The organism is Sphingobium lactosutens (genome assembly GCF_013393185.1).
GTDB classification, from domain to species: domain Bacteria; phylum Pseudomonadota; class Alphaproteobacteria; order Sphingomonadales; family Sphingomonadaceae; genus Sphingobium; species Sphingobium lactosutens_A.
Genome location: NZ_QJQX01000070.1, coordinates 82,587 through 98,495 on the forward strand (window position 1 = coordinate 82,587; position 15,909 = coordinate 98,495).

Consider the following 15,909-nt stretch of genomic DNA (forward strand, 5'->3'; position numbering starts at 1 on the left):
GCCTCAATGACGCTGCCGCCAGCGCACAACCGTCTCCGACCGATCGGTCTGGTCCTGCCAGCGGAGGCGCGCCGCCAGCAATGCTTCCGATGGCGCATAATGCGCGCGCAGTCGCGCGGCCAGCCGCCCGTCCATCAGTTCGTTGATGCGCAGCGGCCGTCCGAACCGTCCTGACCCGTTCGCGCGGCGCAGCAGACGGCGGCTGATGCGATACCAGCCGGGAATATGGACCAGCCAGTTCTTGTCGGCGACGGCACGGCGGGTGAACAGGTTCATGCCCCGCGCCAGCCACAGCAGGGGCCTGCTGAGCGATGGATTGCACGCGTCGAAATCGATCCGCGACAGGTCCACCTCCAACCCGAAGCGCGCGGCGAAGGCGGAAGCGAAGCCGCGCGGATCGGCGCGAAAATCCTCATAGCGAAAGACATGGACGCGGTCCGGGCCGAACAGCATGTCATAATGGACGATCAGCCGGTGATAGTCGAAATGCTCCAACCGAAAGCCCGGTGCCTCGTCGCGCTCAGGGGCGACGGGGCTGAGCCGGTCACGGCCGAACAGATAGCGATGGAGGCCGAAGGTGCCGCCCCCCTTCACATATTGCAGCCAGGCCGCGCCGATCGCGGACACCGGATCGCGTACGAAGATCACGATGTCGGCATCGGGCAGCGCCGCATGCAGGCGATGGGCGACGTCCTTGGACAGGGCGCCGGCCAGCCCGCCATTATGCAGCCCGCCGGTCAGATTCTCCTCGCACAAAATCGCCCGATCCCGATCATATCCCAATATATGCCGCGCTTCGGCCGGATCGAAATGCAGTGCGCCCGGTGCTAGGAAGGCGGCGCGGGTGGTCCCGCGCGGCAGGTAGTTGCGATTGCGGACGGCCGGGTAGAAGACGTCCTGGAACCAGGTCGTGCCGGTCTTGTGATAGCCGATATGGACGATCGCACCCATGTCAGGCCGCCTGCGGCAGGGCCGTGGTGGGCAGGGCGTCGTCCGCCTCTTCCAGACAAAGCCGGACATGCCGGTCCCAGGAGAGGTTGGCCTGCGCCCAGGCCCGCGCGCGCTCGCCGATCCGGCTGCACAGCGCAGGGTCGCGCACCAGCAGTTCGACCGCGCCGCGGATCGCGTCCACCGACCGGCCATCGACGATGAAGCCGGTGACGCCGTCGCGCACCAGTTCGGCCGGACCGCCATCCTGCCCGACGATGCAGACCATGCCCTGCGCCATGGCGTCGGCGACCGACAGGCCAAAGCCTTCGATCTCCGCGCCATCCTCCAGCGCGATCTGCGGATGGAGGAAGATGTCGGACTGCGCATGGTGCAGCGCCAGTTCCGCGTCGGAGACATAGCCCGCCATGATGATCCGGTCGGACAGGTTCGCCTCGCGAATCACCTCGCGCACCCGCACGCTGTCGACGCCGCGCCCGACGATGACATGACGCAGCCCCGTGTCGCGCCGCGCACTGGGGATCACCGCGCGGACGGCGGCAGGGATATTCTTGCGCGCCACCAGACGGCAGACGGTCAGCAATTGCGGGCTGCCCGGCCCCTGTGCGAAGGGCGTGAGATCGCGCTGGTCCGGCATCACCACGCCGTTCCAGGCGGTGACGGTGCGGGCGTCAAGATGCGGCAGCCGATCAAGCAGCAGGTTGCGCGTCACGTCGCTGACGGCGACGATCCGACGCGCCCGTCCCAGCGTCAGCCGCAGCAGCAGGAAGGCCAGCCCGCGTGGCCGTCCAACCTCCCGGCCATGGACGGTGACGATCAGCGGCCGGGGAAAGAGCAGCGCCGGCAGCGCCGCACGCCAAGTGCAAGCATGGATCAGGTCGGGTCGATTCCCCGCCATCCAGGTGCGCAGCATCGCCCGGAACAGCCGCCAATAGACGGTCAGCATCGCCGCCGCGCCGACGTCGATCAGCATCACGCCCCCTTCCTGCACCCGGCGCGGCCCGGCGGAGGATTTGGCGAAGATGGTGACGCGCCGCCCCTGGGCTGCATAGGCGCGGCCGACTTCGCGCGCATAGGTCTGCACGCCGCCCTCATCGGGATCGTAGACACGGGCGACCAGCCAGATATGGGACGCGGAATCAGGCATTGGGCAGGGGTTCCAGTCGAGTGAGGGCCGCCATCGGCTGGACGGCTGCGGCGGGGCGGCTGCGGTGGAGATAGGCGGCCAGCGCGCGGGCGGCGCGGACCGAGGCCGGCTGGGCGCTTGTATCGAACGTATGGGCGACGCCGCGTCGTTGCGCCGCTTCATAGGCGGCATGGTTGGCGATCGCCGCCTCCGCCTCGTCGACGATGTGCGCGGCGCTTTCCAGCACCGGGCCGTAGCGCCAATGGCCATAGCTCGGATCGTCATGCCAGTCGGCACGATGGCCATTCAGGAACAGGCAGGGTCGGGGCCGGGCCAGATATTCATAGATCTGGCTGCTGACGTCGCCCAGATAAAGGTCGGCCATATGGACGTAGCGCATGTCGACGCTCGCCCGGCTGCCCAGGTCGACATGGACATGGGGCAGCGCGGCAAAGGGCGCCAGCCGCCGCTCCATCTCCGCCCGTCGGCGACGATGATCGAACAGGCGGATATGTGGCGCGACGATCAGGTTGAAGCGATCGTCGGCGGCGAAGCGCGCGATCACCTCGCGGCCCATGTCCGGCCAGGACGACAGCGTCGGCGAGAAATGCGGGTTGTAGAGGATGACCGGCCGGGCGTTGGGAAACAGCCGTTGCCGCCCCGTCCCCTGCGTCAGGTCGAACTTGGAATAGCCGGTGATGGCATAATGACCCTCGCGGATCAGCCCTTCGTCCAGCATTCGCCGCCGCTGCTTGTCGCCGGCGAGCAGGACATAGTCGAACTTTGCGATGCGCCGGTCATAGCCGACCGCCCGGTCGCCCGCGCCATGGCAGGTATGGATGAAGCGCGTGTGGTTCAGGCCAAGGCGCTTGAGCAGCAGCGAGGTCCGCTCCGGCACCACGATCGCATCATAGGCGGCAAGCCGCCGCCGCGCTGCCAGCAGCACCGGCAGCTTGGGCGGTGTCGTGCCGCCCGCCAGCCGCGCCAGCGTCTCCAGCCAGCGCCCTCCACAGCGCAGGAAGCGGATAGGCCCGGCGCCGCGTGCCGCCACGATATCGCGGGCCAGCGCCAGATGCTCGTCCGTGGCGGCCATCAGGTCTACTGCAAAGGCCGGGTCGCGCGACAGCTCGATCGCGACCGGCAGCGCGTGCAGCAACTGGTGAATCTGCGCGTTGAAGAAGAAGCAGAGCCGTTGCGGCGCGGACGCGCCGAAAGCCAGCGGGGTCTCGTCGCGTTGGACGAACCAGGCGCGTCCCATATTGTCCTCCATTCGTACAGACCCGATGGAGGCGGGATGGCGCTTTATTGTCGCGAGGGAATTTCACGATGCGTCGGCGCATTGCAGCGCCTGCAACAATGCTGACATGCGGGGCTTGGGGCAGAAATGTCCGCCCCAAGCTCCCCTTTCATTTTCCGTTCGTGTCGAGCATGTCGAGGCACAGGCAGCGCGAACGCTTCTCGACTCGCTCGAAGCGAACGGATGCGTCGCCTCAGTCGCGCAGCAGTTCGTTGATGCCGGTCTTGGACCGGGTCTGCGCATCGACGCGCTTCACGATCACGGCGCAATAGAGGCTGGGGCCGGGCGTGCCGTCGGGCAGCGGCTTGCCGGGCAGCGATCCGGGGACGACCACCGAATAGGGCGGCACTTCGCCAATGAAGACTTCGCCCGTGGCGCGGTCGACGATCTTGGTCGACATGCCGATGAACACGCCCATCGACAGCACCGAACCCTTGCCGATGCGCACGCCTTCCACGACTTCGGAGCGCGCGCCGATGAAGCAGTCATCCTCGATGATGACCGGATCGGCCTGGAGCGGCTCCAGCACGCCGCCGATGCCGACGCCGCCCGACAGATGGACATTCTTGCCGATCTGGGCGCAGCTGCCGACCGTCACCCAGGTGTCGACCATCGTGCCTTCATCGACGAACGCGCCGATGTTGACGAAGCTCGGCATCAGGATGACGTTCTTGGCGATATGGCTGCCGGCGCGGGCGAAGCTGCCCGGCACAGCGCGGAAGCCGGCGGCGCGGAAGGCGGCCTCGTCCCAGCCGGCGAACTTACTCGGCACCTTGTCCCACCAGTGGCCCGCGCCCGGGCCATTGTCGATCATGGCATTGTCGTTGAGGCGGAACGACAGCAGCACGGCCTTCTTCGCCCACTGGTTGACCTGCCAGCCGTCAGCGGTCGGCTCGGCGACGCGCAGTTCGCCCTTGTCGAGCAGCGCCAGCGCCTTGTCGACCGCCTGGCGGACGTCGCCCTGGGTCTGGAGATTGACGTTGGCGCGGTCTTCCCACGCGGCGTCGATGGTGGCGATCAGGTCTTGGCTCATGGTTCAGTCCCCAATGATGTCGGCCAGGAATGGCGTCAGATGGTCGGTTTCGAAATCGATGAAATCGGGATGATGGTCATGGTCGCCCGCTTCGGACCCGTTATTGACCCAGATGGTGGTCATGCCGATCGCCTTGGCGGGCTTCAGATTGCGGGCCATGTCCTCGAAAAAGGCGGCGCGGGTCGGATCGATGCTATGCACGCGGCACAGTTCGGCATAGCCCGACGGGTCGGGCTTGGGCACATATTGGCAGGCGTGAATGTCGTGGATCAGCTCGAACGCGCCGGTGAGGCCCAGTTTGTCGAGTACGCGTCCGGCATAGGCAGCGTCGCCGTTGGTGAAGATCAGGCGGCGGCCCGGCAGCGCGGCGATGCGATTGTTGAGGTCGTGGTCGACTTCCAGCCGGTCCATCGAGATGTCATGGACATAGTCGAGGAAGGCGCGCGGCTCGATGCCATGATGGTGCATCAGGCCCGACAGGGTCGTGCCATGCTCCATGAAATAGCGCTTCTGCGTCTGGCGCGCGATCACCGGGTCGCAGCCCAGCAGGCCCTGGATATATTCGCCCATCTTCACGTCGATCAGCGCGAACAGGTCCGCCTTCGCCGGGTAGAGCGTATTGTCCAGATCGAAGATCCAGGTGTCGACATGGGCCATATCCGCGCGCATGGCCGCGCCCTAATCCCCTGCGGATGGAAGGGCAAGCGCAGAGGGGCATTCGCGCAATATCCGTTCGTTTCGAGCGTGCCATATGGCCTGTGCCCGGCACGCCCGAACCGGAGGGAAGCGATCAGCAGCCGGGCGCTTCGCTATCCTGATAGAAGGCCTGCACCGCCGCCCAGCCTTCCTCAGCCGTCTCGACCCAGGTCAGCAGGTTGAGGTCAGTCGGCGAGATCACGCCTTCGTCGGCCAGCGCTTCGAAATCGACGACGCGGGTCCAGAATTCCTTGCCGTAGAGCAGGATCGGGATCGGCTTCATCTTGCCGGTCTGGATCAGCGTCAGCAGTTCGAACATCTCGTCGAACGTGCCGAAGCCGCCGGGGAAGACCGCCAGCGCGCGGGCGCGCAGCAGGAAATGCATCTTGCGCAGCGCGAAATAGTGGAACTGGAAGCTCAGCTCGGGTGTGACGAAACGGTTGGGCGCCTGCTCATGCGGCAGCACGATGTTCATGCCGATGGTGGTCTGGCCGACATCCACCGCGCCGCGATTGGCCGCTTCCATGATCGACGGACCGCCGCCCGAGCAAACGACGAAGTGACGGCAACCCGCCGCATTCACCGGATATTCGGCCGCGATCCGCGCCAGCTTGCGCGCTTCCTCATAATAGCGCGCCTTCTTGCCCAGATTTTCGGCGACGCGCTTCTGCTCAGGGGTGGCGGCGGCGTCGATCCGTGCCTGCACCTGATCCGGTTCGGGAATGCGGGCGGACCCGTAGAAGACGAAGGTCGATTCGATCTTCGCCTCGTCCATCAGCAATTGGGGCTTGAGCAATTCCAGCTGGAAGCGAACCGGCCGCAGATCCTCGCGCAGCAGGAATTCATTGTCCTGGAAGGCCAGCTTGTAGGCCGCGCTCTGCGTCTGCGGCGTATCGATCTGTTTGCGGGCGTCATGGGCCTCTTCGCGGGCTGGACGGAATTTGCGTTCTTCGATTTCTTTTCTTGTCATTTGCACCAACGTAGAGTGATTTCGAGTGAAATGGAACATTTCACGGCTCGGAAATCACGGAAAACAAAAGAAAACAGAGCTTATTCTGATTCAATCTGAGCAGAATAAGCTAGTGCGCAGCGGTGACAAATCCAAGTCCGTCGGACGACATAATCATTCAGCGGCAGAAGCCCCCCTTGCCCCCCATGTCGAAATGGAAATGGTCGTGGTGTGCGGCATTATAGTCGGGGCTGAGGACGGTGTTAAACCGCTTGCAGGCGCTGGCATGGATCAGGCTCAGAAACTGGCGGGTCTGCCTGTCGCCGTGCCAGTCCTTCTGGATGCTGATTCGCCGCCCATCGGACAGGACGAAGGCGGACACGTCGATCGCATTGCTGTGGGCATGTTCGCTCAGCTTGCCGCTGCCCGCGATCGGCCGGCAATTATAGGTGCCGAACGTCTCGATCTTCTCGACCTCCGCCCCCAGCACCAGCCGCGCGGCGGGCTGCACGCCATAGCGCGCCCAGGCCGCGAAATTGGCGGCGAGGTTGCAGGTCATCGCGCCCAGCCCCGTCGCGGGCACGCCGATATCGAGCAGCTTGACGCTGCCGATCGCACTGCATCCGCCACCGAAATTCTGGTCGGGCAGGGGGGTGAAGGACACGGACTGGGATTCCAGCCTGGCAAAACATTGCCGGGTTTCCATGGCGGGCTGGGCGGGCGCGCGGACCGGCTTCGATGCGCGCGGCGCCTTGCCGCGCGGCACCAGGTCGCCGCTGCATCCCGCCAATGTGATCGTGCCCGCCAGCACCATGGCCGTGGCCATAGTGCGCAGCGTGCCCTTCGCCCGCTCTTCCATGAATCGACCATTTACCACTGCAAGCAAGACGGTGGGTTAACGGCGCCAACCATTCGTCGCATTCCGACATTCGGCTTGACTCTTCCCCCGATCTCTTTAGGGCGGCCGACGGGCCACGCGGTCCCAACGCCGCGCGTGCTCTCTGTAAGGAGAAGCATTACATGACTGATTTGACTGCCGTTGACGCCACCATTGCGCCTGCTGAAAAGCCCGCCAGCCGTCCGGCCCGCCCCTTTTTCTCTTCCGGTCCCTGCGCCAAGCCTCCGGGCTGGGACGCCGCCAAGCTGGCCACTGAGTCGCTCGGCCGCTCGCACCGCGCCAAGATCGGCAAGACCCGCCTCGCCTACAGCATCGACCTGATGCGCGAGCTGCTGAACCTGCCCGACACCCACCGCATCGGCATCGTGCCCGGTTCCGACACCGGCGCCTTCGAAATGGCGATGTGGACGATGCTGGGCGCCCGCCCGGTGACGACGCTCGCCTGGGAAAGCTTCGGCGAAGGCTGGGTGACGGACGCGGCCAAGCAGCTGAAGCTCGATCCCACCGTCATCCGCGCCGACTATGGCCAGCTGCCTGACCTTTCCACGGTCGATTTCAGCAACGACGTGCTGTTCACCTGGAACGGCACGACGTCGGGCGTGCGCGTGCCGAACGCCGACTGGATTCCGGCGGATCGCGAAGGCCTGACCTTCGCCGACGCAACCAGCGCGGTCTTCGCCTATGAGATCGACTGGACCAAGATCGACGTCGCCACCTTCTCCTGGCAGAAGGTGCTGGGCGGCGAGGGCGGCCATGGCGTGCTGATCCTCGGCCCCCGCGCCGTGGAGCGTCTGGAAACCCACACCCCGGCCTGGCCGCTGCCCAAGGTGTTCCGCCTGATGGCGAAGGGCAAGCTGGCCGAAGGCGTGTTCAAGGGCGAAACCATCAACACCCCCTCGATGCTGGCCGTCGAGGACGCGATCTTCGCGCTGGAATGGGGCAAGTCGCTGGGCGGCCTCAACGGCCTGATCGCGCGCAGCAACGCCAATGCCGCCGCGCTGAACAAGATCGTGGAAGATCGCGACTGGCTCGGCCATCTCGCCACCGACGAAGCGACCCGCTCGACCACCAGCGTCTGCCTCACCGTCGAGGGTGCGGACGAAGCCTTCATCAAGGCCTTCGCCGGCCTGCTCGAAAAGGAAGGCGCCGCCTATGACGTCGCGGGCTATCGCGACGCCCCGGCGGGCCTGCGCATCTGGTGCGGCGCGACCGTCGAAACCGCCGATATCGAAGCGCTCGGCCCGTGGCTCGACTGGGCCTATGCGACCGTGAAGGCTGCTTAACTAACCTCTCCCTTTATATTCCCGTCATCCCAGCGAAAGCTGGGATCTCAGGCCTCTAGGTACGACTTCGCCGCCTGAGATCCTGACTTTCGTCAGGATGACGAATTGCAAGAAAGGCAATTCGTCATGCCCAAAGTCCTCATTTCCGACAAAATGGACCCCCGCGCCGCCGCGATCTTCCGTGAGCGTGGCGTCGAAGTCGACGAAATCACCGGCAAGACCCCCGAAGAACTGATCGCCATCATCGGCGACTATGACGGCCTCGCCATCCGCAGCTCGACCAAGGTGACGAAGGCGATCCTCGACGCCGCCACCAACCTCAAGGTCATCGGCCGCGCCGGCATCGGCGTCGACAATGTCGACATCCCCTATGCCTCGGCCAAGGGCGTGATCGTCATGAACACGCCGTTCGGCAACTCGATCACCACCGCCGAACATGCCATCGCGTTGATGTTCGCGCTGGCCCGCCAGTTGCCCGAAGCCAATGCCCAGACGCAGCAGGGCCTGTGGCCGAAGAACGGCTTCATGGGCGTGGAAGTCACCGGCAAGGTGCTGGGCCTGATCGGCGCGGGCAATATCGGCTCGATCGTCGCCAGCCGCGCGCTGGGCCTCAAGATGAAGGTCGTCGCCTTCGACCCCTTCCTGACGCCGGAACGCGCAGTCGAAATGGGCGTGGAAAAGGCCGATCTCGACACGCTGCTGGCGAAGGCCGACTTCATCACGCTGCACACGCCGCTGACCGACCAGACCCGCAACATCCTGTCGAAGGAAAATCTGGCCAAGACCAAGAAGGGCGTGCGCATCGTCAACTGCGCGCGTGGCGGGCTGATCGACGAAGCGGCTCTCAAGGAAGCGATGGATTCGGGCCATGTCGCGGGCGCCGCGCTCGACGTGTTCGTGCAGGAACCGGCGAAGGAATCGCCGCTGTTCGGCACGCCGAACTTCATCTGCACCCCGCATCTGGGCGCGTCGACCGACGAAGCGCAGGTGAACGTCGCGCTCCAGGTCGCCGAACAGCTCAGCGACTATCTGCTCGACGGCGGCATCACCAATGCGCTGAACGTGCCGTCGCTCAGCGCCGAGGAAGCGCCGAAGCTCAAGCCCTATATGGCGCTGGCTGAAAAGCTGGGCAGCCTGGTCGGCCAGCTGGAAGGCGACCAGATCACCGGCGTGGCGGTCGAGGTCGAGGGCCATGCCGCCGAACTCAACCAGAAGCCGATCACCGCAGCGGTGCTGGCTGGCCTGATGCGCGTCTATTCGGACACGGTGAACATGGTCAACGCGCCCTTCCTGGCGAAGGAACGCGGCCTCGACGTGCGCGAAGTGCGTCACGACCGCGAAGGCGACTATCAGACCCTCGTCCGCGTCACCGTCACCACCGCGAACGGCGACAAGTCGGTTGCGGGCACGCTGTTCGGCCATGCCCAGCCGCGTCTGGTCGAACTGTTCGGCATCAAGGTCGAAGCGGATCTCGACGGCCAGATGCTCTACATCGTCAACCAGGACGCGCCGGGCTTCATCGGCCGCCTGGGGTCGACGCTGGGTGAGGCGCAGGTCAATATCGGCACCTTCCACCTCGGTCGCCGCGACCAAGGCGGCGAAGCCGTGCTGCTGCTGTCGGTCGACGGCACCGTGGCCGAGGGCCTGCGCGCTGATCTGGGCCAGTTGACCGGCGTGAAGACGGTCAAGCTGCTGCGCTTCGCATAAGCTCTGACACACTCCGTTCGTGCTGAGTAGGGACTGAGCGAAGTCGAAGTCCCGTATCGAAGCATCCTTCGATACGCCATTTCGGCAAGCTCAATGGCTACTCAGGACGAACGGAGGCTGGATAATGTGGCATTATCCGCTAAAGGGCCAGACATGAGCATGATCCCGCCAAGTCTTCTCCCGGAGGGCCTCTCCGACCGCCTGCCGCCGCAGGCCGAAGCCTCCGCGCGCCTCGCGCGCCGCGTGCTGGATACGGTCGCAACTCATGGCTATGAACGGGTCATGCCGCCGCTGGCGGAGTTCGAGGATACGCTGACCCAGCGCCTCAAATCGATGCGCGCGCAGGATCTGGTCCGCGCGGTCGATCCCGTTTCCCAGCGCAGCCTCGCCTTCCGCCCGGACATGACCGCGCAGGTCGGCCGCATCGCCGCTACCCGCCTGCGCGCTGCGCCGCGTCCGCTGCGCCTGTCCTATGCCGGCCCGGTGATCCGCCAGAAGGCGAGCCAGATCCGCCCCGAGCGCGAGAAGATGCAGCTTGGCGCCGAACTGATCGGCAGCGACAGCACGGCCGCCGCGGTCGAGATCGTTAATATCGCGATCGAGGCGTTGCAGGCCGCCGGCGTCACCGGCATCACTATCGACTTCACCTTGCCCGACCTGATCGACATGCTGGCCGCCGGCCCGCTGCCGCTCGCGCCCAATGAGGTCGAAGCCGTACGCACCGAACTGGACGCCAAGGATGCCGGCGCGCTGGCCGCGATCGGTCCGCAGGCGGCCGCCTATCTGCCGCTGATCGAGGCGACCGGTCCCTTCCACGCCGCGATGGAGCGGCTGGAAGCGTTCAGCGCCAGCATCGGCGGCGCGATCGACAGCCGCATCGCGGGTCTGCGCGCGATCGCGAAGCCGATCGGCTGGGACATCACCCTGACGCTCGATCCGACCGAGCGGCACGGCTTCGAATTCCAGAACTGGTTCGGTTTCTCCATCTTCGCCGAAGGCTTTATCGGCGAAATCGGCCGCGGCGGCAGCTATGCTATCGCCCGCGCCGACGGCGCCGATGAGCCGGCCATGGGCTTCTCCCTCTATCCAGACCCGCTGATCGACGCTGGGTTCGGCGGCGAAGCGCCCCGGCGCCTGTTCCTGCCGCTCGACCATGACGCCGCCCGCGCCGCCGAATTGCGCGCGGAAGGCTGGCACACGGTCGCGGCGCTGGCGGAAGGTGAGGATGGCGCGGCCCAGCGCTGCTCGCACTGGCTCGAGGGCAGCGAACCGCGCGCCTACTGAATCGGGGTCAGCTTTCTGCCAGTCGGCGACGGATCGCGGGCGCCGTGGCGCAGGCGGGCGTTCCGTTCTTGCCGGTGCCGTTCACGACGATTTCGATGACGCCCCGCGTCTCGATCGCGCGCGCCAGCAGCGGCTCGTCAATGTCATGAATGTCGATCTTCATCCGGCGCGACCATGGCGATGACGGATCGCCAGCAGACTGGCCGACGCGAATATAGATGAAGCGCCGCACCGGGCCTTCGCGACGCACCTGATCGCCGAAAAATTTCGGCCCCGGCGCGACGCGGATCGACAGGTCGAACAGCAGCGGCTCGCCGGAGCGGGAGGCTTTCGGGTCGAGCGGCCGATCGTCCTTCTCCTGAAGGCTGTGGAGCACGCCGACAAAGGGCTGCTCGATGATGATCCGCAATCCGATGTCGGTCTGATCTGCCTTCGCCATGGGTTTCTGTATCGTGCATGGCTGCTGCAGGAAAGGTTGCACCCGCCTCATGCGCCTTGACGTGCCGCGTGCGCGGGGGTAACGCGCGCCCCGCACAGGACGCCGCCCGAACCTATGTCGGGACGTCCACTCTATCCTACCGGCATGCCGAGTCCCGTCGAAGGGCATGGCCGGTCCGCGCGGCGGGCGGAGGACTGTATCCATGGCAAATGTTACCGTGATCGGCGCTCAGTGGGGCGACGAAGGCAAGGGCAAGATCGTCGACTGGCTGTCGGAACGCGCCGACGTCGTCGCCCGTTTTCAGGGCGGCCATAATGCCGGCCACACGCTGGTGGTGGGTGAAAAGGTCTATAAGCTGTCGTTGCTGCCCTCGGGCATCGTGCGCGGCACGCTGTCGGTGATCGGCAACGGCGTGGTGCTGGACCCCTGGCATTTCCGTGACGAGGTCGCGAAGCTGAAGGGGCAGGGGGTCGACATCAACCCCGCCAATCTCCAGATCGCCGAAACCTGCCCGCTGATCCTGCCCTTCCACCGCGACCTCGATGGCCTGCGCGAAGACGCATCAGGCGCTGGCAAGATCGGCACCACCCGTCGCGGCATCGGCCCCGCCTATGAGGACAAGGTCGGCCGTCGCGCCATCCGCGTCTGCGACCTCGCTCATCTGGACGATCTCGACCTCCAGATCGACCGCCTGACCGCCCATCACGAAGCTCTTCGTGCTGGCTTCAATGAAAAGCCGATCGATCGCGCCCAGTTGATGGCGGACCTCACCGAGATCGCTGCGTTCATCCTGCCCTTCGTCAAGCCTGTCTGGCTGACGCTGAACAAGGCGAAGGCCGCCGGACAGCGCATCCTGTTCGAGGGTGCGCAGGGCACGCTGCTCGACATCGACCATGGCACCTATCCCTTCGTCACCTCCTCCAACACGGTGGCGGGTACGGCGGCGAGCGGCACCGGCCTTGGTCCCAATGCAGCGGGGTTCGTGCTGGGCATCGTCAAGGCCTACACCACGCGCGTCGGCTCCGGACCCTTCCCCAGCGAGCAGGAAAACGACATCGGCCAGCGCCTTGGCGAGCGCGGCCATGAATTCGGCACCGTCACCGGGCGCAAGCGCCGCTGCGGCTGGTTCGACGCCGTGCTGGTGCGCCAGTCGGTTGCCGTGTCGGGCGTCACCGGCATCGCACTGACCAAGCTGGACGTGCTCGACGGCTTCGAGGAACTGCAAATCTGCGTCGGCTACAAGATCGGCGACCAGACGTTCGACTATCTCCCCGCCCATGCGCAGGATCAGGCGAAGGCCGAACCCATCTATGAGTCGATCGACGGCTGGAGCGACACCACCGCCGGCGCGCGAAGCTGGGCCGACCTCCCGGCGCAGGCGATCAAATATATCCGCCGCATCGAGGAACTGATTGGCTGCCCGGTCACGCTCGTGTCCACAAGCCCGGAACGCGACGACACCATCCTCGTCCGCGATCCCTTCGCGGATTGATGTAATGGCAGGCGATCGCTTCGAGCGGCATAAGCAGCCCTGGACCCAGGATGAGATTCAGAAGCTGCACACGCTGGCCAAGAAGGGCATGGCGCTGAAGGCCATCGCCAAGGCGCTCACCCGCAGCGAGGAATCGACCAAGGCCCGTGCCAAGCAGGACGGGCTGAATATCGCCAAGCTGCGGTAAGAGTGGACGTTGCCGGGCGCCGGTGCGACAAGCCTTCCCACAGCAACAGGGAAGGCATCGCATGGCGCTCGACATCCTCGTCCTCTACGGCTCCTATCGTCGTGGACGGCTCGGCATCCGGCTTGCCGATTATCTGATCCGGGGCTTCGAGGAGCTGGGCCACAAGGCCGAACTGGTCGACGCGCAGGCGATCGGCCTGCCGATGCTGGATCTGCGCTACAGCGACTATCCACCCGGGGAAGCGCCTGCGGCCATGGCCTGGCTGGCCGAAAGGCTGACCGTCGCCGATGCGTTCGTCTTCGTCGCGGGCGAATATAATCGCGGTATGCAGCCGGGTCTCAAGAATCTGGTCGATCATTATCTCAGGGAGTTCGACCGCCGCCCCGCCGCCATCGCCAGCTATTCGATGGGGCGCTTTGCCGGAGTGAACAGCCATGCCGACTGGACGGTGACGCTGTCGGCCATGGGCATGGCCGTCGTGCCGGAACGCCTCAGCGTCGGCCAGATCGGCCAGACGCTGGACGAGCAGGCCCAGCTACAGGGCGAGGGCGGCGCGGCGCTGGAGCGCGGCTTTGCCGGTTTCGCGAAGAATCTCATCTGGTGGGCCGAGGCTGCGAAAGCCGCCCGCTGAACCAGCCGTCGATCCACACCAATAGATAGCCCGCCATCACGAAGCCGGTCGCGATCAGCAGCGCGTTGATCGCGACCTGCCCGATGCCGAGCCTGGCGACATTGATGAAGGGATAGGCATAGTGTCCCTCCATCATTCCGCGCAGCAGGGCGTAGGGCAGATAGGCGGCCGGAAAGATCGCCCAGACCCAGGGATCGCGCCTACCCAGCATCCCCTTGCGCGCGAAGGCCAGCCACCAGAGCGGCACCAGCAGCGGCGTGACTTTGTGCAGCAGCGTATCGGCCAGCAGCGCGCCGCCGCTGAGCGATAGCAGGCCGCGCAGCAACAGGCCGTAGATGATGCCGACCAGCAGGATAGACAGCAGCATGCCGCCGACCATCCGGGGCGACACGCGCTGGCCAAGCGCAACCGCCCCAAGGGTGAGGGTGACGAGAATATTGGCGAGGACGGTGAAGAAACGGATCAGGGTCCAGAGCGTTTCGCCGATCGATCCGGTCTGCGCCAGCGTGGCGTCGAACTGCACCAGCAGCCCCGCCATGCTCACCAGTGCGATGATCGCTGCGCCGATACGTTCTCCATTCATTCGGTGGCCCCTTCCCGCCCATCTTCGCCCGCCGCTATCACGGTCGCGGCCACCAGATCACCGGTGACGTTAAGCGATGTGCGGCACATGTCGAGGAAGCGATCGACCCCCAGCACCAGTCCGATGCCTTCGGGCGGCACGCCGACCATGCCCAATATCATCGCGACGACCGGCAGCGACCCGGCCGGCACGCCCGCCGTTCCGACCCCGCCCAATATGCACACCAGCATCACCATCAATTGCTGGCTCAGCGTCAGGTCGACGCCGAAGAATTGCGCGAGGAAGATCACCGTGATCCCCTCGAACATCGCCGTGCCGTTCTGGTTGGCGGTCGCGCCGATAGTCAGGACGAAGCGGGCAATGCGGCGCGGCAGGTGCAGATTCTGCTCCGCCACGCGGATAGCGGTGGGCAGCGTCGCGTTGGAGGATGCCGTGGCGAAGGCCATGACGCTCGCCTCCTGCACCGCCGCGAAGAAGCGCAGCGGCGACCGCCGCGCCAGCAGGGCGATCAGCAGCGAATAGACGCCGAACATCTGGAGCGCCAATGCCAGCAGCACCACGCCGACATAGGCCGACAGGCGGATCAGCAGATCCCAGCCGAACTGCGCGGCGAGGTTGAACATGAAGCAGGCGATGGCGATCGGCGCCATCCGGATGACGATGCCCATCAGCCGCATCGTCACTTCGAACAATCCCTCCATTGCGGTAAGCAGCCGCCGCGATTCCTTTGTCTGCACCAGCACCAGTCCGATGCCGAAGAAGAGGGCGAAGACCATCACCGCCAATATGTCATTGTCCGCCATGGCGCGGATGATGTTCTGCGGGATGATGTTCAGCAGCGCCTCCATCCCCGATGGCGTCTCGCCACTACGATCGAGGATCGCCTTTGCACCCTGTCCCGCGTCGGCCAGCAATGCCTGCGCCTGGGCGGGATCGACCCCGGCGCCGGGGCGTAGCAGATTGACCAGCAGCAGGCTGATGGCGACGGCAATGCCCGACACGATCAGCGTGTAGATCAGGGTCCGCACCCCCACCCGGCGCAGCGACCGCAACTCGCCCATCTCGGCAATGCCCACGATCAGCGCCGACACCAGCAGTGGAATGACCAGCATGAACAGCAGCCGCAGGAAGACCTGCCCGATCGGCCCGGTGACATAGGTGGTGACGGCATCGACCCAGCGCGCATCCGGCGCGGTCATATAGGCGATAAGGCCCAGGATCAGTCCGGTCAGGAACCCGACCAGCATTTGCCATTGGAGCGACAGGGCGGCCTTTTTCTCACCGTCGTCGGGCGGTGCGCTGGTCATCCCTGTCTCCTGCTTGCCCACTCCCGGTCGCCCACGCCCGCCTGATTGT

Annotated in this window: 16 protein-coding genes; 6 read left to right on the top strand and 10 right to left on the bottom strand. The window is 65.6% G+C overall.

Going from position 1 to position 15,909, the window contains the following annotated elements; all coding sequences use genetic code 11:
- Positions 1-3: 3 nt before the first annotated feature.
- The 7 genes from DM806_RS19315 to DM806_RS19345 form a co-directional block, all read right to left on the bottom strand.
- The gene (locus DM806_RS19315) at positions 4-951 is read right to left on the bottom strand and encodes a sulfotransferase (protein ID WP_179044782.1); all 948 of its coding nucleotides are present in this window, start codon (positions 949-951) and stop codon (positions 4-6) included.
- Between the two features lies 1 nt (position 952).
- The gene (locus tag DM806_RS19320) at positions 953-2,095 is read right to left on the bottom strand and encodes a glycosyltransferase family 4 protein (RefSeq protein WP_179044783.1); all 1,143 of its coding nucleotides are present in this window, start codon (positions 2,093-2,095) and stop codon (positions 953-955) included.
- On the bottom strand, positions 2,088-3,332 hold the full coding sequence (locus DM806_RS19325) for a glycosyl transferase (RefSeq protein ID WP_256869403.1): 1,245 nt from the start codon (positions 3,330-3,332) through the stop codon (positions 2,088-2,090). The genes DM806_RS19320 and DM806_RS19325 overlap by 8 nt, the downstream gene beginning before the upstream one ends.
- A gap of 232 nt (positions 3,333-3,564) precedes the next feature.
- Positions 3,565-4,404, bottom strand: coding sequence for a 2,3,4,5-tetrahydropyridine-2,6-dicarboxylate N-succinyltransferase (gene dapD / locus DM806_RS19330; RefSeq protein WP_179044784.1), 840 nt, complete (start codon positions 4,402-4,404; stop codon positions 3,565-3,567).
- A 3-nt stretch (positions 4,405-4,407) separates the two neighbouring features.
- Entirely contained in the window at positions 4,408-5,073 is a 666-nt protein-coding gene (locus DM806_RS19335) for a pyrimidine 5'-nucleotidase (protein ID WP_179044785.1), read from the bottom strand.
- 121 nt (positions 5,074-5,194) lie between these two features.
- On the bottom strand, positions 5,195-6,070 hold the full coding sequence (locus DM806_RS19340; protein WP_179044786.1) for an LOG family protein: 876 nt from the start codon (positions 6,068-6,070) through the stop codon (positions 5,195-5,197).
- A 157-nt stretch (positions 6,071-6,227) separates the two neighbouring features.
- The gene (locus DM806_RS19345) at positions 6,228-6,908 is read right to left on the bottom strand and encodes an extensin family protein (RefSeq protein ID WP_179044787.1); all 681 of its coding nucleotides are present in this window, start codon (positions 6,906-6,908) and stop codon (positions 6,228-6,230) included.
- Positions 6,909-7,069: 161 nt separating this feature from the next.
- Here DM806_RS19345 and DM806_RS19350 point away from each other — a divergent pair, with 161 nt between their 5' ends.
- The 3 genes from DM806_RS19350 (at position 7,070) to DM806_RS19360 (ending at position 11,221) form a co-directional block, all read left to right on the top strand.
- Positions 7,070-8,230 (top strand): phosphoserine transaminase, encoded by a 1,161-nt coding sequence (locus DM806_RS19350; protein WP_179044788.1) that lies wholly within the window; start codon positions 7,070-7,072, stop codon positions 8,228-8,230.
- A gap of 126 nt (positions 8,231-8,356) precedes the next feature.
- On the top strand, positions 8,357-9,937 hold the full coding sequence (gene serA, locus DM806_RS19355; protein ID WP_179044789.1) for a phosphoglycerate dehydrogenase: 1,581 nt from the start codon (positions 8,357-8,359) through the stop codon (positions 9,935-9,937).
- Between the two features lie 153 nt (positions 9,938-10,090).
- Positions 10,091-11,221 (top strand): ATP phosphoribosyltransferase regulatory subunit, encoded by a 1,131-nt coding sequence (locus tag DM806_RS19360; protein ID WP_179044790.1) that lies wholly within the window; start codon positions 10,091-10,093, stop codon positions 11,219-11,221.
- 7 nt (positions 11,222-11,228) lie between these two features.
- Here DM806_RS19360 and DM806_RS19365 read toward each other — a convergent pair whose 3' ends face one another.
- Positions 11,229-11,660 carry a DUF5990 family protein gene (locus DM806_RS19365; RefSeq protein ID WP_179044791.1) on the bottom strand — a complete coding sequence of 144 codons (432 nt, stop codon included), beginning with the start codon at positions 11,658-11,660 and terminating at the stop codon, positions 11,229-11,231.
- 202 nt (positions 11,661-11,862) lie between these two features.
- Between DM806_RS19365 and DM806_RS19370 the strand changes: the two genes are divergently transcribed.
- From DM806_RS19370 to DM806_RS19380, 3 genes are all read left to right on the top strand, one after another.
- Positions 11,863-13,152 carry an adenylosuccinate synthase gene (locus DM806_RS19370; RefSeq protein WP_179044792.1) on the top strand — a complete coding sequence of 430 codons (1,290 nt, stop codon included), beginning with the start codon at positions 11,863-11,865 and terminating at the stop codon, positions 13,150-13,152.
- Between the two features lie 4 nt (positions 13,153-13,156).
- Positions 13,157-13,339, top strand: a complete 183-nt coding sequence (locus tag DM806_RS19375; protein WP_179044793.1) for a hypothetical protein — start codon at positions 13,157-13,159, stop codon at positions 13,337-13,339.
- A 61-nt stretch (positions 13,340-13,400) separates the two neighbouring features.
- Positions 13,401-13,970, top strand: coding sequence for an NADPH-dependent FMN reductase (locus tag DM806_RS19380; protein WP_179044794.1), 570 nt, complete (start codon positions 13,401-13,403; stop codon positions 13,968-13,970).
- On the opposite strand, the gene DM806_RS19385 is transcribed toward DM806_RS19380, so the two are convergent.
- Both DM806_RS19385 and DM806_RS19390 read right to left on the bottom strand, forming a co-directional pair.
- Complete coding sequence (locus DM806_RS19385; protein ID WP_179044795.1) at positions 13,933-14,553, bottom strand: Pr6Pr family membrane protein; 621 nt, start codon at positions 14,551-14,553, stop codon at positions 13,933-13,935. The genes DM806_RS19380 and DM806_RS19385 overlap by 38 nt on opposite strands.
- Positions 14,550-15,860 (bottom strand): dicarboxylate/amino acid:cation symporter, encoded by a 1,311-nt coding sequence (locus tag DM806_RS19390; protein ID WP_179044796.1) that lies wholly within the window; start codon positions 15,858-15,860, stop codon positions 14,550-14,552. Before DM806_RS19390 ends, DM806_RS19385 begins: the two co-directional genes overlap by 4 nt.
- Between the last annotated feature and the right edge of the window lie 49 nt (positions 15,861-15,909).